Source organism: Persicimonas caeni, assembly GCF_006517175.1.
In the GTDB taxonomy this organism is placed as follows: Bacteria; Myxococcota_A; Bradymonadia; order Bradymonadales; family Bradymonadaceae; genus Persicimonas; species Persicimonas caeni.
Genome location: NZ_CP041186.1, coordinates 1872859 through 1895058 on the forward strand (window position 1 = coordinate 1872859; position 22200 = coordinate 1895058).

General features: G+C 62.9%; 21 protein-coding genes and 2 pseudogenes. 8 read left to right on the forward strand and 15 right to left on the reverse strand.

Features of this window, described 5'->3' with window-relative positions; genetic code table 11:
• Positions 1-74: 74 nt before the first annotated feature.
• Positions 75-1841, reverse strand: coding sequence for an ABC transporter ATP-binding protein (locus FIV42_RS06955; protein ID WP_281285799.1), 1767 nt, complete (start codon positions 1839-1841; stop codon positions 75-77).
• Between the two features lie 384 nt (positions 1842-2225).
• Here FIV42_RS06955 and FIV42_RS06960 point away from each other — a divergent pair, with 384 nt between their 5' ends.
• On the forward strand, positions 2226-4484 hold the full coding sequence (locus tag FIV42_RS06960) for an ATP-binding protein (RefSeq protein WP_141196973.1): 2259 nt from the start codon (positions 2226-2228) through the stop codon (positions 4482-4484).
• A gap of 120 nt (positions 4485-4604) precedes the next feature.
• Entirely contained in the window at positions 4605-5084 is a 480-nt protein-coding gene (locus tag FIV42_RS06965; RefSeq protein ID WP_168210477.1) for a DUF4442 domain-containing protein, read from the forward strand.
• Between the two features lie 8 nt (positions 5085-5092).
• On the opposite strand, the gene FIV42_RS06970 is transcribed toward FIV42_RS06965, so the two are convergent.
• The 6 genes from FIV42_RS06970 to FIV42_RS06995 all read right to left on the reverse strand — a co-directional run bounded on the left by FIV42_RS06970 (position 5093) and on the right by FIV42_RS06995 (position 9656).
• Complete coding sequence (locus FIV42_RS06970) at positions 5093-5911, reverse strand: class I SAM-dependent methyltransferase (RefSeq protein WP_168210478.1); 819 nt, start codon at positions 5909-5911, stop codon at positions 5093-5095.
• 108 nt (positions 5912-6019) lie between these two features.
• A complete protein-coding gene (locus FIV42_RS06975) occupies positions 6020-6499 on the reverse strand; it encodes a VOC family protein (RefSeq protein ID WP_141196976.1) in 480 nt (159 codons plus the stop codon).
• A gap of 123 nt (positions 6500-6622) precedes the next feature.
• The gene (locus FIV42_RS06980) at positions 6623-7129 is read right to left on the reverse strand and encodes an AgmX/PglI C-terminal domain-containing protein (RefSeq protein WP_168210479.1); all 507 of its coding nucleotides are present in this window, start codon (positions 7127-7129) and stop codon (positions 6623-6625) included.
• Positions 7130-7419: 290 nt separating this feature from the next.
• Positions 7420-8103, reverse strand: a complete 684-nt coding sequence (locus FIV42_RS06985) for a TIGR00266 family protein (RefSeq protein ID WP_141196978.1) — start codon at positions 8101-8103, stop codon at positions 7420-7422.
• A 54-nt stretch (positions 8104-8157) separates the two neighbouring features.
• On the reverse strand, positions 8158-8871 hold the full coding sequence (locus FIV42_RS06990) for a TIGR00266 family protein (RefSeq protein ID WP_141196979.1): 714 nt from the start codon (positions 8869-8871) through the stop codon (positions 8158-8160).
• 86 nt (positions 8872-8957) lie between these two features.
• The gene (locus tag FIV42_RS06995) at positions 8958-9656 is read right to left on the reverse strand and encodes a TIGR00266 family protein (protein ID WP_141196980.1); all 699 of its coding nucleotides are present in this window, start codon (positions 9654-9656) and stop codon (positions 8958-8960) included.
• Between the two features lie 288 nt (positions 9657-9944).
• On the opposite strand from FIV42_RS06995, the gene FIV42_RS30665 reads away from it, so the two are divergent.
• From FIV42_RS30665 to FIV42_RS07025, 5 genes are all read left to right on the forward strand, one after another.
• Positions 9945-10772 (forward strand): Kazal-type serine protease inhibitor family protein, encoded by an 828-nt coding sequence (locus tag FIV42_RS30665; protein WP_222615402.1) that lies wholly within the window; start codon positions 9945-9947, stop codon positions 10770-10772.
• A gap of 164 nt (positions 10773-10936) precedes the next feature.
• Complete coding sequence (locus FIV42_RS07010) at positions 10937-12337, forward strand: arylsulfotransferase family protein (protein WP_141196981.1); 1401 nt, start codon at positions 10937-10939, stop codon at positions 12335-12337.
• 5 nt (positions 12338-12342) lie between these two features.
• A complete protein-coding gene (locus FIV42_RS07015) occupies positions 12343-12621 on the forward strand; it encodes a hypothetical protein (protein ID WP_141196982.1) in 279 nt (92 codons plus the stop codon).
• The gene (locus FIV42_RS07020) at positions 12614-13063 is read left to right on the forward strand and encodes a hypothetical protein (RefSeq protein WP_141196983.1); all 450 of its coding nucleotides are present in this window, start codon (positions 12614-12616) and stop codon (positions 13061-13063) included. Before FIV42_RS07015 ends, FIV42_RS07020 begins: the two co-directional genes overlap by 8 nt.
• A gap of 1 nt (position 13064) precedes the next feature.
• Positions 13065-14174, forward strand: coding sequence for a sulfotransferase (locus tag FIV42_RS07025; RefSeq protein ID WP_222615403.1), 1110 nt, complete (start codon positions 13065-13067; stop codon positions 14172-14174).
• A 259-nt stretch (positions 14175-14433) separates the two neighbouring features.
• On the opposite strand, the gene FIV42_RS07030 is transcribed toward FIV42_RS07025, so the two are convergent.
• From FIV42_RS07030 to FIV42_RS07060, 7 genes and pseudogenes are all read right to left on the reverse strand, one after another.
• The gene (locus FIV42_RS07030) at positions 14434-15489 is read right to left on the reverse strand and encodes a hypothetical protein (RefSeq protein ID WP_141196984.1); all 1056 of its coding nucleotides are present in this window, start codon (positions 15487-15489) and stop codon (positions 14434-14436) included.
• 176 nt (positions 15490-15665) lie between these two features.
• A complete protein-coding gene (locus FIV42_RS07035) occupies positions 15666-15842 on the reverse strand; it encodes an addiction module protein (protein WP_141196985.1) in 177 nt (58 codons plus the stop codon).
• Positions 15843-15889: 47 nt separating this feature from the next.
• Positions 15890-16270: a hypothetical protein gene (locus FIV42_RS07040; RefSeq protein ID WP_141196986.1), complete on the reverse strand. Its 381-nt coding sequence runs from the start codon at positions 16268-16270 to the stop codon at positions 15890-15892.
• 64 nt (positions 16271-16334) lie between these two features.
• Positions 16335-16496, reverse strand: a pseudogene (locus FIV42_RS07045) (DMT family transporter); the annotation flags it as partial.
• A gap of 262 nt (positions 16497-16758) precedes the next feature.
• Positions 16759-16926, reverse strand: a pseudogene (locus tag FIV42_RS07050) (DMT family transporter); the annotation flags it as partial.
• Positions 16927-16952: 26 nt separating this feature from the next.
• A complete protein-coding gene (locus FIV42_RS07055) occupies positions 16953-17492 on the reverse strand; it encodes a hypothetical protein (protein WP_141196989.1) in 540 nt (179 codons plus the stop codon).
• 62 nt (positions 17493-17554) lie between these two features.
• A complete protein-coding gene (locus tag FIV42_RS07060) occupies positions 17555-19168 on the reverse strand; it encodes a GMC oxidoreductase (RefSeq protein ID WP_141196990.1) in 1614 nt (537 codons plus the stop codon).
• A gap of 167 nt (positions 19169-19335) precedes the next feature.
• On the opposite strand from FIV42_RS07060, the gene FIV42_RS07065 reads away from it, so the two are divergent.
• A complete protein-coding gene (locus FIV42_RS07065) occupies positions 19336-20667 on the forward strand; it encodes a DUF2330 domain-containing protein (protein WP_168210480.1) in 1332 nt (443 codons plus the stop codon).
• Positions 20668-20673: 6 nt separating this feature from the next.
• On the opposite strand, the gene FIV42_RS07070 is transcribed toward FIV42_RS07065, so the two are convergent.
• Positions 20674-22194 (reverse strand): ion transporter, encoded by a 1521-nt coding sequence (locus FIV42_RS07070; protein WP_141196992.1) that lies wholly within the window; start codon positions 22192-22194, stop codon positions 20674-20676.
• Between the last annotated feature and the right edge of the window lie 6 nt (positions 22195-22200).

The following is a 22200-nucleotide window of genomic DNA, read 5'->3' on the forward strand; positions in this document are numbered from 1 at the left end:
AAGAGCTCTAGAGCGGTGCAGGTGTGTGCAAGCAAAAGGAGGCGGTCACCTGCGCCCGCCGTGTAGGCGAGGGGTTAGCTCGCCAGACGGATATGTCCGGTTTGTTGTTCCACCAGGTAGGCGTAGTAGCCGTCCTGCGCCATCAACTCGGCGTGCGTGCCGCTCTCGGCGATGCGGCCGTCGCGCAGCACCAGGATGCGGTCGGCGCGCACCACCGTCGACAGCCGGTGTGCGATGATAAAGGCGGTGCGGTTCACCAACAGCTTGTCGAGCGCGCGCTGGACGAGAGCCTCCGATTCGGCGTCGAGCGCCGACGTGGCTTCGTCGAGCACCATCACCGGCGGGTTCTTGATGAGCGCGCGCGCAATGGAGATGCGTTGGCATTCGCCAGCCGACAGTCGGCTGCCCGACTCACCGACGACCGTGTCGTAGCCGTTGGGCAGCTTGACGATAAAGTCGTGCGCGTAGGCTGCCTTGGCCGCCTCGATGACCTCCTCGCGCGTCGCCTCGGGGCGGCCGTAGGCGATGTTGTTGGCGATGGTGTCGCGAAACAGCATCGAGTCTTGCAGAACCATGCCCATCTGATGGCGCACCTTGCGCTGCTCGAGGTCTCGCAAATCGTGACCGTCGATGCGCACCGAACCAGCGACCGGATCGTGCAGGCGCTGTAGAAGACTCATCATCGTCGACTTGCCGGCACCGCTCGGGCCCACCAAGGCGATCGTCTCACCGCGCTCGACGCGAAGGTCGATGCCCTCGAGGACCATCTCGCCGTCGTCTTCGTAGCGGAAGTGTACGTTATCGAAGGCAATGTCGCCCTGAATCTCGCCCGGATCAATCGCGTTGGGGCTATCCGGCACCGGATCCTCACCGTCGAGGATGGTGAAGACCTCGTCGACGGCCGCCGCGGCCTTGCGCACCGTCTCGTGCACGCCCGTCAGGCCCTGGACGGGGCCGAAGAGGCCGTGGATATAGCCCATGAACGCCACCAGCGTACCGACGGTGACCTCACCGTTGATCGCCAGCCAAGCGCCCACACCGATGGCCGAGATACGCGCGCCGGTGACCACCAGGTTCGAGGCCACGCCCACGCTGGTGTCGAAGCCCACGCCACGCACCACCACGTCATTGGCGTCGTCGACGTGGCGCAGAAAGCGCTCCTTCTCGTGATCTTCCATGGCGAAGCTGCGCACCAACGACAGGCTGCGCAGCACTTCGTTGAAGCGTCCGTAAATCGTCGCCCACTTGTTGAGCAGCTTGCGCTCGCGGCGAGTCTGGGTGGGCGCGGCCCACGCCGAGATGATGGCCGGCAGCGGGACAAACGCCATGACGACGAAAAAGAGGCGCCAGTCGAGCTTGATCATCGCCACGGCGGCAAACACCAAATAAGCGATGGCCGGCAGGACCTGAAACGAGATCTGGCTGACGGCATTGACGAAGCCGTCGATCCCTTTCTGCAGCCGCGTGAGCACCGCGCCGGTGCCTTCATCGCTGCAATAACTCGACGGCAGCCGCTGCAGGCTGTCGACCGACTCCTCGAGGAGCGCGTACTGAATCCCAATGCGCGTGCGCCACGTCAGCCAGTTGCTGAAACCCTGGCACGCTTCGCTGACGAGGGTGATACCTACCAACAGGCCCAGCCCCCACATCACCGCCTCGACGGTGCCGCCCTCGCTCAACTGGTCGAAGATATGCTTCATGACCAGGGGCTGCGCGGCACCGACGACGGCCACGATCATGGTCAACGCGAGAATGAATACGATGGACTTGCGGTGTGGACGCGCAAAAGAGAGTGCGCGCCGGAGCCTCGCCCAGTGATCTGACTTCTTACTACCACTCACGGCTGGCGTTCTCCGTTCCTCGAGGTAAATTCGCGAACTTTGGACACGGCAAAACCCGACATTTCGCCAGGCAAACCAGGCACTTACGGCACTCCAGCACCGCGTATCGTACACCCTGTCGAATCCACCAAGGAGCGGGTCTATTCCGTTGTGGCTAAAAAATTTTACTGTCACGGTGAAACTCTACCGGCAGCATCTTCCGTTATCGTCGATCAGCACGAGCGTGGCACGGTTCTGGCACTCTAATTTGGGTGTGAACGCGCATGGGCTGGCGCGCTCGGATTCAAAGTCGTTTTACCGGCGGCATTTTTGCACTTCCGAGCTCTAACGCGCAGGTTTTGCGCCCAAGCAGTTCAGAGTTGTCCCCTCTACTGTGGCGGGCTTATGGAGACGCAAGAAAACAACTCCACCGATGAGCAGACCGAGACGGCAGCCTCACGCCGACACCTGACCCTGAGCGGTCAACTGATGGTGCTCGTCGCCGTTTTGGCGCTGGGACCTCTCTTGGTCACCAACTACATCGGCTATCAACGCACCAAGGACGTTCTTGCGGAGATGACCCACCAGGCGTTGAACAACGCGGTGAGTCTGGCGGCTACGGAGACCACTGACTTTATCAGCGAGCGAAAGAAGCTGCTCTCGTCATTGGTCGCCGGCAACCTCCATCTGTCGCAGGCCTCAGACGAGGCCGCCCGGCTGATCGCGGAAGAGCCGAGCCGACTCAACGCAACGCTGACGCCGCTCGAGCGTCACCTCGAGGCCAAGGCCGAGTCCACCGATGCACAAGCGCGTTTTTATGTGCTCTCCCCTGAGGGGCAAGTGCTCGGCTCATCGGAGGGCGTCCAGCCGCGCGGGATGTGGCGTCGCGACGATCTTTGTCTCGAGTTGGCCGAACAGCCAAGCCGGCTGGCCATCCATCACGAGAGCGATTCGGTGCTGTACGTGGCCGAACCACTCGACTCGTCGAGCCAGAGCAGCAAAGGGGCCGCGTCTGCCCCGATTCTCTGCGCGCGCTTCGACTTTGCCATGGCCAGCCGACTGCGCGAGCTGAGCCACTCGCAAGCACCGGTCGAGCGCTTTCGGATCATCAACGAATCCGGCGAAGTACTCATCGACACCGAAGGCGCCATGGATTCAGATGACAGCGCCATGGCAGTGCTCTTCGAACAACTCGACGAGCAGGACCCCCGGTACGGGACCTACGACAGTGCCGAGCACGGCACCGTCTTCGCCGCAGTCGCGCCCATCAGCAGCACCGACTGGATGGTCACCGCCGAAGTCCCCAGCGCAAAGGCGATGGCCATGCTCGAAGATCTCAAACGCCGCGTCTTCTGGATGGGCTCCGGCTTCGTGGCGATCGTGCTGCTCGGCATGTTCTTGATGGTGCGCACCACCATCGATCCCCTGCGCGACCTGGTCGAGGCCACCAAGAAGATGGCGCGTGGGGAGTTGGCGCAGACGGTCGCCACACGCGGACCGCGTGAGGTGGCCCATCTGGCCTCGGTCTTCAACAAAATGAGCCGCCAAGTCTCCGATCTACACCACAACCTCGAAGAGCGCGTCGACCAACGCACCGCCGAGCTGCACCAAAACCAGGCTTTCTCACAGATCCTGTTCAATTCGATGCACGAGAACCTGATGGTGATCGACCGCGACTTTCGTGTCATCAAAGCCAACGATGCCGCCCGGCGCACCTACGGCGACGAGTTGGTTGGCAAGCTGTGCCACGTCGCCTTCCAAGCGAGTGACTGTGAGGACGAAAATTGCCCGCTGCGACGCGCCCTGGAGAGCGGCGAACCGGTCGAAGAGGAGCGGGTTCACCTCAACCAGACCAGCCCCGAGATCATGCACACGCAGGTCTTCCCACTACCGGCGCCCACCGGCCAGCCGCCAAACCAGGTGCTCATGGTCACTCGCCCGATCACCGACGAGAAACAAGAACTCGCCTCGACCGCGGCCGACGAGAAGGTCTCGGCCTACGCACTCATGGCGGCCAGCGTCGCCCACGAGATCGGCAACCCGCTGTCGTCCATCAGCGCGCAGTTGCAATTGGCCAAGCGAAAGAAAGATCCCGAATTCACCGAAAAGGTCATCGACATCATCGACGGACAGGTCTCGCGCATCGACAAGCTGTTGCGCGACATGACCGCCTTTTCGAGCCGACAGTCCAACCACGCCACCTTCGTGTACTGGAACCAGGTCATCGAGGATGTGGTGCGATTGCTCCGCCACGGCCCCCACGGCCGCTTTGTCAGCTTCGAACTCGACCTGGCCGACGAGCTTCCGGCGGCCTACGCCGCCCCCGAGCGCTGCTTCCAAGTGCTCCTCAACCTGGGCCTCAACGCGCTCGACGCCATGGAAGGTCGCGGGACGTTGACCATCGAGACCTGGCTCGACGGCGAGGACATCGTGATCCGAACCAGCGACACCGGCCCGGGCATCGCGGACGACGTCGAGGAGCATATCTTCGAGCCCTACTTTTCGACCAAAGACCCACACAAGGGCAGCGGGCTGGGGCTCTTTATCAGCAAGCGCATCGTCGAGCAGATGGACGGCGTACTCGAATACAAGGCCGTCGAGGGTGGTGGCGCGAGCTTCATCATTCGCGTCCCCGTGGCCACCCGAGCCCGCGTGCGCGCCTGAGACCAGCCCACCTCACCGCCCCCAGCGGCGCTTGTGGCGTTGAAAGCGTGCCACGGTTCTGACATCATGGCGCGCCCAATGGCCTGTACCCCGCCCTCATCTGTGACGTCAGGAAATTTTATGCCAGCGGTCGACCAACTCGCCATCCTTCAAAAGACCTGGGATGGCCTCAAGCATCTGCCCGGAGGCGGCCTTATCATGGGCCGGATCGTCGGCCGACTCGCCCCGTACACCGGCACCATCAAGCCCGAGGTCGTCGAGCTTCGGCGCGGCTATGGTTGCGTGCAGATGAAAGATCGCAAGAAGGTGCGCAATCACCTGCAGTCGATCCACGCCATTGCGCTGATGAATTTGGCTGAAGCCTGCTCGGGCCTGGCGTTCACCTATTCGCTGCCGGAGCGCACCCGCGCCATCCTGACCGGCCTCGAAATCGAGTACGTCAAGAAGGCGCGCGGCACGCTGACCGCCGAGTGCTACTGCATGATTCCCGAGACCAACGAGCGCTCGGAGTACGAGCTCGAAGTTGTCACCCGCGACGCCTCCGGCGACGTGGTCACTCGGGCCAACGCCCACTGGCTCGTTGGCCCGCTGGACAAATAGACCGCGCGTTATTTTTTCGGCTTCGTGCCGATGACGATATATTGCTTGGGCAATGTCTCGTCGGCGATCTTGGCCTCGAATCCAGCCAAGCGTAGCTCCTCGGCGACCTGCTCGGGCGCCAGGCGCATCTCTTTGGGTGGCCCCTGCGTGGCCTCTTTGGTGTAATCGACCACCGCCAACTTGCCGCCCGGGGTCAGCGCTTCGTATAGCTTGCGCCCGTATGCTGCTCGCTTGGGGATGTGGTGCCAGGTGTTGACCGTCAGAATGCGGTCGACCGACTCGGACTCCAGCCCAGGATCATCGACAGCGACCTTCCGAGCCTCCACGTTCTCCAGGCCTCGTTCACCGGCGAGTTCGGAGATGAAGTCGACCATGCTCTGCTCGATGTCGAGCGCGACCACTTTGCCGTCCGGGCCCACCTCGCTGGCCAACGGCTCGACAAAATAACCGGTGCCGGCCCCGAGGTCGACGACAGTCATCCCCTCGCCGAGCTCCATGACCTGGGCAACTTCCCCGGGTTTTTGCCACTCGTCACGGGCCGGGTCGTTCCAGTTCTCCGCCCATTTCTCGGGATTCTCGAAGCGATGACCGTGGGGCTCGGCGCCGTGGCCGTGCCCTTCGCCATGCTTCTCCGATTGATGCTTCTCCGCTTGGTGCTCGCCTGAAGCATGCGCCTCCTCGTTCGCCTCGACGAATTGCGTCTGCTCTTCGACCTTATCCGACGCGTCGGTCTCACGCGTCTGCTCCCCGGCGCCCGAGCAGCCAATCGAACCAGCCAGCAGCACGACCACCAAACCTGTCGACCAAGCGTTTCCAAATACTTTCATCAGCCACCTCATCCAGTCAGCGATTACGTTCGAGATACGACAGCCTGCCGTACCACATGTCAGTACGACAGGTATCGTTTCAACGATTCGCCGCCGGCGCAACAGCCATCACGTGCCTTCGGCCTGCCCCATCGCCTCTTGCTGGCGCTTCTTCATCTCCTCGGGGCCGACGTCTTCGACCTTGGAAGCAAAGGTCCACTTGTGCCCGTAGGGATCGACCACCGAGCCCATGCGGTCGCCCCAGAACATGTCGGCCGGTGGCATCGTAACCTCGGCGCCGGCCTCCACCGCCCGCGCGAAGGCCGCGTCGGCGTCCTCGACGTACAGCCACAGGCCCACCGGAGAGCCGCCGAGCGCCTGCGGGCCGTGCGCCCCCTGTTCGGGGTACTCGTCGTTGAGCATCACGATCGAATCGCCGATCTGGATCTCGGCGTGCCAGACGCTCCCTTCGGGCCCCGGCGCGCGCATGCGCTCCACGGCGCCCAGGGCGTCCTTGTAGAACTCGAGCGCCTCCGCGCAGTCGCGCACCGTCAGGCTCGGGGTGATGGTGTGGTAGCCATCTGGGATCGGATTTACGGGCTCAGTCATCGTCATTCTCCTCACAAGTTCGAAACCAACCACCCACTGAACGCATGTACAGCGATCTAATCAGATCATACGGGTCGGTCAAGCCCCGCGCAGAAAAATTTCGACGATGAACTCCGCGTCGTCTCAGGGCGACTCGATATAAAACTCGATCGCTTTTCGAACCGTGACCGACTCGGCATCGGGCGCCGGGAGGGCCCAGCCGCGCACCGCGTCGGCGACGCAGCTGCCGGCCACCTCGCCGACCGAATTGTCGACGACGCGAACCTGCTCGGCATAGCCCGCTGGAGGCACGACGAATTGCAGCGTCAGCGCCCCTTCGGCGCTGCCGTTGGCGCGCAGCTCTTGGCGGTAGCACGCCAGCACCACCTCGGTGCGCGCGTCGAACAACTCGTCGATCTCGGCGGCGTCGAGCTGCCCCGGGCCGACCACCTGGGCGGCCTCGGCCATCGACGCGTCGACGTCGGCCTCGAGGCGCTCGTCAGCTCTGGGCTTTGGCTCCTCGGGATCGACGATCGTGTGTGGATATTCGACCCACTCCCTGAGTTCGTACTCGGTGGGTTGGATACACGAGGCGAGTCCCAGCGCCAGCACGACGCCGAGCAACGATGGGATCAGTCTTCGATGCAGCATACGGCCCCCCGAAATGCGAGTGACGATCCACGGACGCAGTGGTCCCTTGTGATCGCAAGTTAAGCACGGGAGGCGAAGAGACGGGAGAATTGAGCGGGCCCCACCGGTCTCGCAAATAACGCTCGACCACCTCCCCATGGCCTGCAAGACGGCCTGGGGAGGGGGATTGCCGCACAGGAAAACACGTCGAGGGAGCAATCCTCCTCCCCGAGGCGTCATTCAGCCTGCGGGGAGGTGTCGGCGAAGCGTAGCTGAGCCGACGGTGGGGCCTCTTCGGCAAGCAAGGCGGTTTAGTTCGACGACTTCACCGGTCGGAACGGATGGACGAAGCGTGCGAGCGCGTCCGCGCTGCGGGTCGACACCCATACGGTGCCCTGGCCGCGGAATTCACACACGTAGCCCTCGCCGCCGCCGAAGAAGCTCTTCAGGCCACCCACCGAGCGCAGGTCGTAGTCGAGCCCGCCGGTGAACGCGACGATGTGGTTGTTGTCGACGATATAGCCGCCGGGGCCGACTTCGACGGCGTGGATGCCGCCGTAGCTTCCTACGAACAGCGGGCCGGTGCCGTCGGCGCGCACCATGAACATGCTCGTGCCGCTGAAGAAGCCCTTGCCGCCCTGCCACTTGGTGTCCAGGTCGATGTCGGGGCCGCAGGCCACGAAGTTATCCGAGCTCATGAACACCGGCTCGGTGCCGTCCATGTCGAAGGTCATCAGGTCGCCCGAGCCGGGAGGGGCAAACCAGATGGTCTCGCCGGCGCTCGAGGCGGTAAACGTGTTCTGAAAGAGGCTCTCGCCGCCCAGAAGCTTGCGCTTGGCCGCGCCCATCAGGCCGCCGCGCATCTCGGTCTTCATCTGCAGTTCGGTCGACTTGGCCACCATGGCGCTGGCCTCGAGCACGATCTGCTCGCCAGTCTGCTCGAACTCGACCTTGGCGATGGCGAAATTCGGATTGGAAAGGATTTCGTATTTCATCTGTATCTCGTGTCTGGCTGAATGGACAGACGTCCGAAGTCTTGATTGCGCGGTTTAGGCGTTTCGGGGCGGAAGCATATCCCCGACGGCCCGGCCGAACTCGATCGGCTGGCGCGTCTGGAGCCACACCCGGCCCTGTCCGCTGATCTCGAAGACCTTGCCCTCGCCCGAGAGCAGAGAGCCAAGCCAGCTCGACGATGCCTTCTTCAGGTTCAACTGCAGCGTGGAGTCCCAGGCGACCAGGTGACCGTTGTCGATGACGATGGAGCCGTCGACCTGCATCTCTTCGATGCCGCCAAAGGCGCCGATGACCACCTGCTGACCGGGTGCGGTCGGGGTCGCTTCGAGCACGAACAAGCCCTCGCCGCCAAAGAAGGTCTTAGCGCCGCCCATCTTCGCCTCGATGTCCACCCCGGGGGTGTTGGCGATATAGGCGCCCGACTGCATGGTGATGCCCGTCTGGGGGACTTCCTCGACGAAGATGTCGCCGGTCAGTGCCTGAGCCAAGAGCACCTCACCGGGGCCGCCGGCGGCAGTGAAGGTGTTGGTGAAGAACGACTCGCCGCTGAGCATCTGCTTGGCGGCGCTGGCGATTTTCCCCAGCAGGCCGCCCTTCTTTTGCTTGGACGACTCGCGCATGCCGGTCGACATGCTCACGTTGGTGCTCATGCCGATCATCGCGCCCGGCTCGGCGACGACCTGCTCGCCGTTCTCCAAGCTGACGCACGCGATGCTGTTGGTGGGACGATATTTGATCTCGATATTCATCGATAAACCTCAATTCTTTGCATCTAACGAAAGCGTGACACAAAAGCGTCGGCGTCACGCAAGCCCCAAAGGCTCCGTCAGCTCACTCAGTTGGGAAGCATGGGCGTGAGCCATTCGGCCAGCGCCGAACGGTTACGTGTCTGGATATAGACGGTGCCCTGGCCGCGAAACTCCTTGACCAAACCTTCGCCCGAGGCGAACAGCCCGGTGAGTCCGCCGCCGACGCTCTTGGTCTTTTTCTCCAGCGACCCCTCGTAGGCGACAATATGGCCGTCGTCGACCACGTAGCTGCCGTTGACCTCGATCTGCTGGATGCCCCCGTAGCTGTTGAACCACAGATCCCCGGTGCCGGTGGCCACCAGCTTGAAGGTGCTCTTCCATGGAATCAGCAGGCCCTTGAGCCCGCCGAACTTGACCGCAATCTGCACGTCTCCGCTGGAGGCCAGATACGCGCCCTTGGCCAGGTTGATCGTCTCGCCGTTGAGCCGGCGGTGGTGGATATCGCCCATATACGTCGGCGAGACCCACACCTGGCCGCCCTGGGCGGCGTTGTAGTGGTTGAACATGATCGACTCGCCCCCGAAGAACTTCTTGGCCAAGGCAAAGAAGAAGGTGATCAGCTTGGCGAAAAAGCCGGTCTTGTCGTCGGCGCTCATCTTGGCTTGGAGATCGATGTCGCGCGACATGGCGATCATGGCACCCGGCTCGGACACAAACTTTTCACCCGGCTCGAGATCGACGCGGAGCATCGAGAACCCGGGTTTGTGAGTGACTTCGTGCTGCATTACACATGCCTCCAGGAGGGGGTCGGTGACGAAAAAAGTGCTGCTTTTTGGTTGTTCGAGAACGCAATCACCATACGCCCCTCCCCTTGATTGAGCAAGCGCTGTGATTACTGGAGCTTCCACCCGGCCACCACAGTTGCCACCACGGAAGCTCCAGTTGCCACCAGCGATCCTGCTTTCACGGGCGCTCCATGCGCCTGTGCGCTTGGCGCGTGTCTTGCAGCTGTTTCACCCACGTCACTGAATTTTTATCAAATGGTCCCACGACGCATCATTGAGGAAATTGAAATGAGCAAGACCGACAAAGTTTTGACAGTCCTGTCCGGCGTGATGGGCGCGCTGGTACTGCTGAGCATCTTGGCCTGTGGTGGCAGCGGCGGAGGCGGTGAAGAGCCGTCGCCGACCTCGAGCTTCGACGACTGCGGCGGCATCCAAGGGCTGACCTGCCAGGAGCCCGGCGAAGTGTGCATCTTCGAGCAGTCCCAAAATTGCGGACGCTGGGATCAGATGGGCACCTGCCAGCTGCCGCCCGAGATCTGCACCCGCGAGTACATGCCGGTGTGCGGCTGCGACGGCCAGACCTACAACAACGAGTGTGAAGCACGCGGCGCCGGCGTGTCGGTCGAGTCTCAGGGCGAGTGCCCGACCACCGGCCAAGACTGCGGCGGACGCCTGGGCAACACGTGCGCAGCCGACGAGCTGTGCGTCTACGAAGAGACCGCTCAATGTGGTTGGGCCGATGCTACCGGCACCTGCCAGCCCCAGCCGACCTTCTGCACCGAGAACTACGCTCCGGTGTGCGGCTGCGACGGCCAGACCTACTCCAACGAGTGCAAGGCCCACGCGGCGGGCACCTCGGTGCTGCACACCGGCACCTGCCAGACCAACGGCTGCTCGAGCAACGCCGACTGCGCTCCCGACGACTTCTGCGCCTTCGACGACGCCGCCCAGTGTGGCGCCAGCGGCCAGGGCACCTGCACCTCGCGCCCCGATTACTGCACCCAGCACTACGATCCGGTGTGCGGCTGCGACGGGCGTACCTACTCCAACTCGTGCATGGCCGCCAACCAAGGCGCCTCCATCGCCCACGACGGCCCCTGCTCGACCAACCAGTAACTCCCAGCGCGCTTAGCTGGAGCGCCCCCCCCGGCGCGGTTGCACTCGTCGGGGTGGCTCGGTAGAATCCACCGAGTCATCCCGACACGATTTTTCCGAGTGTAGTGCCGCAGCTCCGGGACCCGGACACCACGGCCCTACCGACCCCAACCGGGCCGAGTTCGATGACCGACAAAAAACCGTCACCTGACCAGGGCACAACCGGGCTGGGTGTCCAAGCCCTCGGACTGGCCGTTTTGGCCTTTATCGTGGGTGCCACGGTAACCCGCTTCGAGACCTTCCCCTATCCGCAGCTGCTCGAGGCCCCCTTCGAGGCCCTGCAAGCTCACGGCGAGCAGATCCAACTGGGCACGCTCCCCAAGACCGAAGCCAACTTCTGGGCGCCCGCGCGCACCGACCAAACCGGCGTGACCGTCTACGAAAAAGGCGAGGCCTTCGAGGGCTACACGCTGTATACCTCCGGGCACAACCACGGCGCTCAGCTCATCGACATGCAGGGCAAGGTGCTCCACGAGTGGGAGGTCCCCTTCGACAAGGCGTGGTCGGACCCGCCGCACCTCTCCTCGCCGATGGACGCGCGCTTTATCTACTGGCGAGACGCCCACATCTTCCCCAACGGGGACGTCATCACCCAGTATTACGCGGCCGGCGACACCCCGTACGGCTACGGGATGATCAAGGTCGACAAAGACTCCAATATCCTGTGGCGCTACGCCGACAACGCCCACCACGACCTATTCGTGGCCGACGACGACACCATCTGGACGATCGGCCAGGCGTTCCGCGACACCGACGAGCGCCCCGTGCAGGGCGCGCCGCAGCTCGAGCCCAAGGTGCTCGAAGACTTCATCATCCAGCTCTCCCCGGAGGGCAAAGAAATCTTGCGCATCCCCGTGTTCGAGGCGCTGGCGGACACGCCCTACGAGCATATGCTCAGCTTCTACACCAATTTCCGGGCCGAAGACGCGCCCTGGGACCCGCTGCACACCAACTCCATCGAGATCGTCGGCCGCGAATTCGCCAGCCATCACGACTTCGCCGAGCCGGGCATGGTGCTCATCTCCATCCGCTCGATGGACGCGCTGGTTCTGGTCGATCTGGAGACCGAAAAGGCGGTGTGGGCCACCCGCGGCTTCTGGCTGCACCAGCACGACCCCGACGCGCTTCCCAACGGGCGCATCCAGCTATTCGACAACCGCGGCCACGTCGGCCACGGCGGCGGCTCGCGCATCATCGAGTTCGATCCCCGAAACAACGCGATGACCTGGGTGTACGCCGGCGACGAGGAGAACTACTTTTACAGCAAGATTCGCTCGAAGCAGCAGCAACTGCCCAACGGCAACCTGCTCATCAGCTCCCACGAGCCCGGGCGCATCTTCGAGGTCACCCGCGATAAAAAGATCGTCTGGGAGTTCTTCAGCCCCCACCGCCACGAGGAGGACGGCACCGAGTACGTCGCTGCCGTCAGCGGCGTGATGCGCGTGCCCAAAGACTACCTCGACTTTAGAATGACCGGCCCCAAAACGACCGACAACAACGCCGACAAGCAAGCCCAGACCGAGTGACCACCATGGACGTATTTAGTTTCACCGGCGCAGCCCTCCTGACGAGCGTGGTCGCCTATATCGGCCCCGGCCCCGGCTTGAGCATGCTCACCGCCCTGCTCGGCCTGCTGGGCACGGTGCTTCTCGCTATCGTGGCGGTGTTCTTCCAGCCGCTTCGCATTCTGTGGCGCAAGATGCGCAACGGGTCGAGCGACGCGGACGCCGACGCGGCCGACGACGAGCAGGCCGAAGACGCGGCCGGCGAGGGTGAAGACGACGCCGACGAGGTCCGCTCGGATGCTTGATGCGCTGTTCTCACCGGTCGACTCGCTGTTGAGCTTCATGCCGTTTTGGTTGCGCGTGAGCACCTGGGGACTGGTGCTCGGCGCGGCCACCATGCTCGTCTACAAGTGGTTGTCTCCTCAGGAAAAGATCGCCGACATCGCCCAGCGCGCCGCCGACGCCCGCCGAAAGATGCAAGCCTACAAGGGCGACGACATGTCCGAAGTGATGGGCCTGGTCAAGCGCTCGCTGGCGCTCTCTTTCGAGCAGATGAAGTTCGTGCTCGGCCCCACCCTGGTGGCCGCCGCGCCGGTGCTGCTGGCGATGTATTGGATGGAGGGCGCCTGGGAGGGAAAAGAGGCGCTCGCCTGGGGCCCCGAGCTCGTGCGCACCTGGCATACGACCTTTCTGGCGGCGATGAGCGTGTCGGCTCTCGGCCTCAAGCTGGGCCTGGGAATCAAGTAGTATGGCCTACGACGCCTTCCACGTGCCCCTGAGCCGCCACCTGACCTCCGGGATGGTGCACGCCACCCGCTGGCTGTGGCGCTGGATGGGCAACCTCGAGACCAAGATGCTCGCCGACCAGCTCGACGCGCAGACCATCGAGGCGCCCGTCTATATCACCGGGCTGGCGCGCGCGGGCACGACCATCCTGCTCGAGATCATCGCCCGCCACCCCCACGTCGCCACCCACCAGTACCGCGACTTTCCGTTTATCTACACGCCCTTTTGGTGGCACCAGACGCTGCAGCAAAACGCGCCCAAGCAGCTCGAATCCGCCGAGCGCGCCCACGGCGACCGCCTCGAGGTGACCCCCGAGAGTCCCGAGGCGATGGAAGAGATGCTGTGGATGGCCTTTTTCGACGGCCTGCACGACCCGTCGCAGTCGAACGTGCTCGACGCCGACACCACAAACGAAAAATTCGAGCGCTTCTACCGCGACCACATCCGAAAGCTGCTGCTCGCCGAGGGCAAGACACGCTACGCCGCCAAGGGCAACTACAACGTCACCCGCCTCGAGTACCTGCTCGCGCTCTTCCCCGATGCGCGGTTCATCGTGCCGGTGCGCCGGCCGCAAAACCAAGTCGCCTCGCTCCGAAAGCAGCACAAGCTCTTCACGAAGGCCGCCCGAGAACACCCGCGTTCGGTCGCCCACCTGCAGCGCGTCGGCCACTACGAGTTCGGCGCCGACCGCCGCGCCATCAACGCCGGCGACCGCAAGCTGGTCGCGTCTGTGGAAAGCCTGTGGAAAACCGACACCTCGGCGGACCAGGTGCGCGGCTGGGCCCGCTACTGGGCGCACCTGTACGGCTATTTGGCCGACCGCCTCGACGCCAACCCCAAGCTTCGCGACGCCGTGCACCTGGTGCGCTACGAAGATCTCTGCTCGAACACCGAACGAGAACTGCACGCCCTGCTCGATCACGCCCAACTGACCGACTCCCAAGACGCCATCGTCGCCCACTACGCCGAGCGTATCTCGGCGCCGAGTTATTATTCGCCGGATTTTTCGGATGAAGAACGGGCCGCGATCGACGAGGAGACGGCGGAAGTGGCGGGGTGGTTTGGGTATTGAGAGGGTTCGAGCGAGTAGGCCTTGCAGATGCGTAGCCTCAACCCCTCCCCCCTACGGGGACCTCCCCTAACGGCAAACTGAGCCGTTGGGGAGGGAATGGCTGCTCAGTCGACCGCGTGTGGTTTGTGATATCAGCCTCAGCAATCTCGCCCCCCATTTGACCAACCATTCGCCCGCAACGCCAACGACGCAAGGGCAAAACCGGCAAAACGGAACACCATTTAGAAAGGCACTCAATCTTCCCGCTATAGCCTAAGTATTAGGTTGCCTCGTAAAGCCCAAAGCCACCATCCAGCAACCAAACTCGGTCGAACTGCGAGTCCAGAATCTCTCGCTCAAAGGCCTCATGGTCTACCTCAACCATGGAGGCAGTGGAGTTCTCGACGTGCGAATACCATGCGTGTACGAGAAGCCAACATTCGTCACACCGGTGGAGATAGCGCTTTGTTAGCTTCTTCTCTTTCTTCTTGAACTGCCTGCTTTCGCCCAAGCTGGTTGGCGTAACAGTTGGAAGAAATCCACCAGTTACCGTCGGATATTCGAGTCCGTCCGGCGCGATCGCAAAACGAACGCGATCAATGTATTGAGGAAATGACTTCAACTTTCCAACGAGTTGAACTTTCCACTCAGGAAGCAACCCGCTTGGACAGGAAGACGAGAGTCCAGCGCTCTGTACTAGCTCCATTTTCGCTTTGACCTCATAGATGTCACTCACGTCAAACGAAGCCAAGTTGATGTCGAGAGGCGGAACCTTGGGAAGGTGTTCCAAGATAGCTATTAACTCGGCAGTAAGTGCATCAACAGGCAGCCATCGTGCGGATGTACTCCAATCAACCTCAACTACGAGATTTGCGCCGAAACGTTGTCTATACCAAGCACGAACCGTCTTCCGAATTTGAGCTTTTGCAACATCAAGCTCTAACCGTTTCTGATCAGTTAGGCTCGTGACCTCAATCCCGAGTACGGAACCGTCTCTTCGCTTTATGAGAAAGTCAGGTGATTCTGTTGCCTGTATCGGATGTTTCCATTGCGCCGTAAGCGATAGCGGAAGTTGTTGATAAAGATGCGATACCGCCCATAGCTCGTCCTGCGCAGCTTCGCCTGTATTTGCGATTGTAGGCGCGTGCCTCACACACCACACGATTGGCTCAGTACCTTCGACACAGTCTCGCACCAACCACTGAGAAACCCCTCCATTAAGTTGCTGGCATTTCAGATGAACGACACTGCCTTTGTCCGGAAGGTCTCGCCCTTCAGCAAAGTCGACTTCGGCAATAGTCTCACCTGTCTTTTCTTCTAAGAAACGCACTTTCATTTTGCTGTCTCTACTTCAAAGTCCTCCGCCATCCCGGCGGTGGGGGGACGTCATCGCAACGCCCGCACATAAAGTGTCCCGCACCAGTAACGTTAGGCCAAACACTACTGAAAGCTCGTTCAGACGCCAACAACAGATGCTTCAAGCCCAATTGAGTCTCGGCAGCATTATCATTATCACTGCTCATCTTTAATTTTCGCCTTAACCTCGCGCCAAGAACGGGTGTCGCTGGGGTCCTTTCGATGCGCCTCGAGACGCATATCTAGTTCAGCGCGCTGCTCGTCGCTGATGCCCACGCCTTCGTGTTCCAGTGCCTTACCGGCGCTTATCCTTCTGTTCTTCTCGTCGCTCATTGCTGGCGTAGACTCCTGCTAAATCACCGTCACGATAAGCTTCGCGCTCACAATACCCGAAATCCCTCACAGGCTACGCAAAACGTGACAAAATCTTCGAGCCACGCTCGATGGACGGAGTAATTCTTCCACGTCTCGTTGTCTTGGTAGAGCGTGCCGTCGTCGGGTTCGTTGGTAATCGTACCGTCGTACAAGATGCGACCGCCTTTGGGAATATGAGGGAGCAACTCCTCACGGATACGGCGACCAACCTCTTCAGCCTGCGCTGCAGTGAGCTTGCCTCCACAAGCGTTCGCGCTCAGACGCTCGAGCATCTCGTCATCGAGCTCGATGATCGCGTCAATGAGCCGCAGCGTGGGACGCCAATTCCACCAGTTGCAGGAAAGATCGTGGTCTTCGTTTTCGAGATCTTCAAGGATTACACCCATCGGTTTCCTCGTCCTGAATCATCTTCCAGTGCGCTTCCTCAATGGCAGGCGACACTCTCCACCATCAATCCGCCGCCCCAAAGAGTTGCAAACCCACCACGCCCGCCACGATCAACCCGATGCAAACCAATCGCGCCACCTCGCGCGATTCGTCGAACAGCAGCATCCCCAAGATCGCCACGCCCGCGGCGCCGATGCCGGTCCACACGGCGTAGGCGGTGCCGAGTGCACGGATCTGGAAATCCGTAGGCACCTCGGCGGCTGGCTTCGACGACGCCTTTGTGAGGCTCCTCGGTGATGCGTATCACCCTCGTCGCCTCACTTCGGCTTCCCCGAAGCCAGCTCGCCGAGGTTCCCTGAGCCTACCCAGCCCTCCGAGGGCAAGGAGACGTGCGCAGGCGATGCAGCGCATCGTCGAGCAAACGTCGACGCTGGCATCGGGGGGCTGGTCGGCTCAGGTGCGTACGCATTTCCAGATCCGTGCACTAGGGGATCTCGCGCATCGCGCGGCCGAGCAGGAACAGGCTGACGCCCATCGCCGCGACCGTGCCTACCGACGGCCACAGGCGCGTGAACCCGTCGGAGTATTTGAGGCCGATGGCCCAGCCACACTCGAAGAGGCCGGCGACGACCAAGAGAATCCAGGAGCTTGTCAAATCATCCTCGGTGGGGAGCAGTCGCGCTACCACAACACGCCGTCTTCGGCCGGGGCTTCCTGGGGCAGCGCCTCGCGCTCCTCGTCGGCCTCCAGACCACGCGTGGTAGCGTCTTCGGCATGAATGAGCCGTTCGATGACGGCGACCCAGGCGGCGACTTTTTCGACGTAAAACGAGACGGTGTCGTCGGCGCCCGCCCCGTCGCGGGTGTGAATTCGGATAAGCTCGCGCCCGGTCACGCCGTTACGGCGACTGGGCACGCGCTCGACGCCGCGCAGGTGACTGACGGGAATCTGAATCTTCTCGCGGGAGTGCCACCACACGAAGAGGAGGCCCGCTTTGGTGAGCGCCAAGCAGCCGTTGCCGCGTGTCTGTAGCATTCCTTCGGAGGCGACGCCGTCGAACAGGGCCGAGGTGTCGCAGAGCAAGATATTGTCTTCGCCCAAGAGCTCGCGCACCTCGGCTGCGGCCCCGTCGCGTTTGCGGTGTGACCAGCGCAGCACCAACGGGATGAGGGCGAAGAACGCGATCGTGACGCCGATCATGATGATGTCGAAGGTACCCATACCCATGCAGCGAGCGTAGCGCAGTTGTAAGCGAAGCGAAACAAATGGGAATCGATGCGGCCTCAGCTCGCCTTTTCGACGTCGGCGGACTTCGCCGCGATCTTACTCATCGCCCGCTCCGCCAGCGCGGTGATCGTCAGCGAGGGGTTGACGCCCGGGTTGGCCGAGATGGCCGAGCCGTCGATGACGTATAGGCCGTCGTAGCCGTGCACGCGGTGGTCGGCGTCGATGACGCCCTCTTCGGCGGTGGCGCCCATGCACGCGCCGCCCAGAATGTGGGCGGTGCTCGGGGTGCCCATGAGCGTCTCGGTCAGCAGGCCCATGGCCACGCCGCCGACCTTCTCGGCCCAGCGCTCGGCGAGCTCGGTCGCCTCTTCCATGAACGCCGCCGGGGCCTTGTCGGGGTCATCGAGCTTAGAGACGAGGCCCTTGCGAAAGCCGGTGTAGACGCTTCGGCCGAGCCTGAACGACAGCGTGCTCTCGAGGGTGCGCATATACAAGAGGATCTGGGTGCGCCGGGCCCAGTCGCTGGTCAGCAGCGCCTTCGTCCAGCGCCAGGGCTGGCGCAAAAAGCCCGCCGCGGCGCCGGCGAGCCGGCTGATCGGGTTGGAGCCGGGCGCGTGCGGGAGCCCCATGAGCCGGAAAAAGCCCGAGCCCTTGCCGTAGCGCACTGGCTCGAGGTGGCTGTGCTCGTCGGTGTGCAAAATGGAGGTAATCGCTACGCCTTGCGAGAGGTCCTCGTCGGTGTCGGGCTGGATGATGCCCAAGAGCGCCTCGTTATTCGTGCGCACCGAGTCGCCCACGCGCGGCGACAGGTTCGGCAGCGCGTCGGGGTCTTGGCGAAGCTGCAGCAACAGCGGCACCGTGCCCATCACGCCGCCCGAAAAGACCACCTTGTCGGCGGTGAAGGTGCGCGCGGGCTTCGAGCGGTCGAGCGAGGGGCGCGTCTCCACGACATACCCGCCGCCGTCGCGCGGGCGCACCGAGGTGACCTCGGTCTCCGCCTCGATGGTCAGCCCGCGACGCTCGGCGAGCCACAGGTAGTTGTGGTCGAGGCTATTTTTGGCGTTATAGCGACACCCGGTCATGCACGCGCCGCACTCGATGCAGCCGGTGCGCGTGGGACCCTCGCCGTCGAAGTACGGGTCGTCGACCTCCTCGCCGGGCTCGCCGAAGTAGACGGCCACGGTGGTGTTGTCGAAGTGCTCCGAGCGGCCCATATCCTCGGCGATCTCCTCGAGCACGTCCTCGGCGGGGCTGCGGTTGGGGTATTTGGTCGCCCCGAGCATGCGCCGGGCGGTCTCGTAGTGCGGCTCGAGCTCGTCTTTCCAGCCGTCGCTCAGGTGCGACCACGACTCGGCGGCGAAAAAGTCGTCGCTCGGCGTCGGCAGCGTGTTCGCGTACACCAGCGAGCCGCCGCCCACGCCCACGCCGTGCAGCACCGTGACGTGCTGCATGAACGACATCTGGAACAGCCCCTTCATGCCCACTTCGGGCTTCCACATCCAACGGGGCAGGTCCCAGTTGGTCTTCGGGTAGTCGTCGGCCTCGAAGCGCCGCCCCTTCTCGATCGTCAAGACCTTGTAGCCCTTCTCGACCAGCCGCAGCGCCGAGACGCTCCCACCAAAGCCCGAACCGACGATGATCCAATCCCAGTGTTGCTCGTCTGTTTGCATATCTCTCTCGCAGCTCGTCCCAGCAGCCATTGTCGATAAGAACAGTCGGCATTGTACACGTATGCCTGCTGAGCGGAAGCCGCATGCTCGACGAGCCTTCGCGTCGCCTCTGTGCTACGCTCGACGCCGCACGCCCCCAACCAACCTGCTCGACCGGTGTCAGGCCCATGATCTGTACGACGCCCCGCACAACCGCGCTCCTCGTCGCGCTCGTTCTGACCGCCAGCTTCTTCGTCCCCTCGTCGGTCTCGGCTTGCCTGCACGCCATGCGTGAGACGGTGGCGCAGGGCTCGAAGACGACCGAGTTGACCCAACGCGGCCAAAAGGCGCTCATCTACCACGACGGCGAGGTCGAGCACCTGGTCATGGACGTCTCCTATGCGAGCGACGAGCCGCTCGAGAAGCTCGCCTGGATCTTGCCGCTGCCGGCGGTGCCGACCGACTACGGCACGGTCGACCCCGGCTTCATCGACGAGGTGCACGGCTTTTTCAACCCGCGTTGGGTCAGAGAGAAGCCCCTGCGACGCCTCGGGCTCAAGAGCGCCGGACGCGGGCGAGGCGGCTCGCGCAGCACGACGAAAGCCCTCGAGCTTCTGCCCGCCCAGAAGACCGGCCCCTTCGAAATCCAGCCCATCAAGGTGCGCGGCTCGCTCGGCCAAGAGAAGCTGCAGCAGTGGATGGTCGACAACGGCTTCCAACGCATCCCCCACCAAAACCTCGACTACTACATCACGCGCAAGTGGATGTTCTTGGCGATCAAGGCGCTGCCGGCCGAGGGCGAACAGACGCTCCCCAAAGACGGCGAGCTTCCCCCGCTTCGCGTCAGCTTTCCCTACGAGCGCGCGGTCTATCCGATGAAGCTCAGCGCCGGCATGGGTAACCCGCAGGTCACGCTATATGTGTTGCAATCGGAGCCGTTCGCCGACGCGACCTTCGAGGGCGTCGAGGGGCGCGGCTTCCAGATGGCGAAGGCCGGCGGGAAGAACGGATTCGTGATGTCCAACGCGCAGTTCCAACACGCCGACGCCCCCGAGGCGTTGCAGACATTCTTGGGCGACGTCGCCGGCACAGGCGCCGGTGAGGCGTGGGCGCAGGTGCTGTATCACTCGAAGAGCTGGCGAGGCCGGCGCCACCCGTTGAATTGGAAGGAAGACCTGTCGTTTCCCATCAGCCCCAAAGAGCCGCTGATGGGCCTCGAAGAGGAGCCGTCTGCGCCCGAAGCGCCCCGGTCGCCGACTGCGAATCAAGAACCCCAGCCGGATGAAGCCCAGCCGGATGAAGCCCAGCCGAATGAACTCCAGCAGGAAGAACCGCAACAAGCCGCCGTGGTCCCGTCGAAGCCGCCCGCGACCGACGCCGGCGAGTCGGCCGGCTCGAGCTGTGAATGCGCCTCGACCTCCGGGACCTCGACGCCGGATGCCCCGGTCGCCTACCTCGGCCTGGCCATCTCCCTGGTGGGCTTGCTTTGGTGGAGACGACCCCGCAAGCGCGGTACGTGAGTCGACTCAGTCCTCGTCTTCTTCGCCGTTGTCGTGGTCCAGGAGCTCTTGGCCGATGTAGACGATATCGTCGTTGAGATACACGCGCGTGTCGGCAGGCGGGTTCATCTGCAAGATCCCCTGGTGCAGCACGCCCACGACCAGCACGCCGCGCTCCTCGTGCATGCGCCGGCGCACCTCGCGAAACTGCAGCTCCTCGGTGCCGAACAACTCGACGGGCAGATCCGCCGTATAGACGTTTTGCTTGGAGGCGAGCAAAAGGTCGCTCATGGCCACGCCCACCCCGGGGTTGCCGGCGGTGTGGGCGATGATGCTGTAGGCCATCAGCGCGCTGGGGATGACCTCGTCGGCGCCGGCGACCTTGGCGTGGCTGATATTCTCCGGGTCCAGAATCTCGGCGACGATATGCAGCGGGCGCGAGCGCTTGTGCTCGAAGCTGCGCTCGAGGCTGCGAATGGTGAAGATGGTCAACACGGTAGACGCATCCCTGGCCTGCGAGCGCGCCGGGCCCACCGACTGGTCGGCGACCACGATGACGGTGCGCGCAAACAACAGGCGCACCTTGTCGTACTCCTCCTCTTTGGTGAAGTCGCCGTGCACGAAGATATACTCCTGGTGCAAAGCCTCGGGCCGGTCGCGCGGGGCCATCAGGATCACCGGGGGGAGCTCTTCGCCGTGCTCCTGCCTCATCTGTTGCAGGAGCATGGGAACGTCGTCGTTCCAGCCGACGATGACGATGTGGTCCGAAATCGAAGACATACGTACCTGCTCGAGTCGCAAGGGAAGAAGGTGGCCGACCAGCGTCGAGCTGATCACACCGGCAAAGAGCGCGATGACGAACATGCCCATGAGCATCAGGCCCGCGCCGATGATGCGCCCGCCGCTGGTGGCCGGGGTGATATCACCGAAGCCGACCGTCGACACCGTCACGATCGCCCACCACAGGGTGTCGTCGATTCCCTGGATCTGCTCGTTGATGCCGAACTCGGCGAAAAAGAGCATCACCGCGCTCAAAAAGATGGTGCCGAACACAAAGCTGATGGACACGCCGAACAACAAGGAGTTGTCGCGCACTGCCAGCATCAACGTCTGGATGGGGCGCGCGTAGCGAAACAGCTTGACCGAGCGCAGCAAGCGCAACAGGCGCAAGATGCGCAGCGAGCGCAAGAAGGGAAAGATCGGCAGCAGGGCCACCAGGTCGATGAGCCCCCACACGCTGAAGATGAACTTGAGCCTGGAGATGATCCAGTACTTGGCCTTCTGCAGCCAGGTCAGCTTGATCGCCTTGGGCTTCCAGCCGCGGATGACCCACAGCCGGGCGATATACTCGACGAAAAAGATCCCCAGAATGGACTGGTCGGTGATGAGCATCCACCGCGGCATCTGCTGGCCGGGCAGGTAGAGCACCTCGTAGACGAGCATGCCGAAGCTCAACAAGATCAGCATCGTGATGAACCCCAGAAAGCCGCGGTAGCGCGGGTCGTCGGGGTCATTCAGAATGCGCCAGACTGTTCTCTTGAGCGACATCACGTA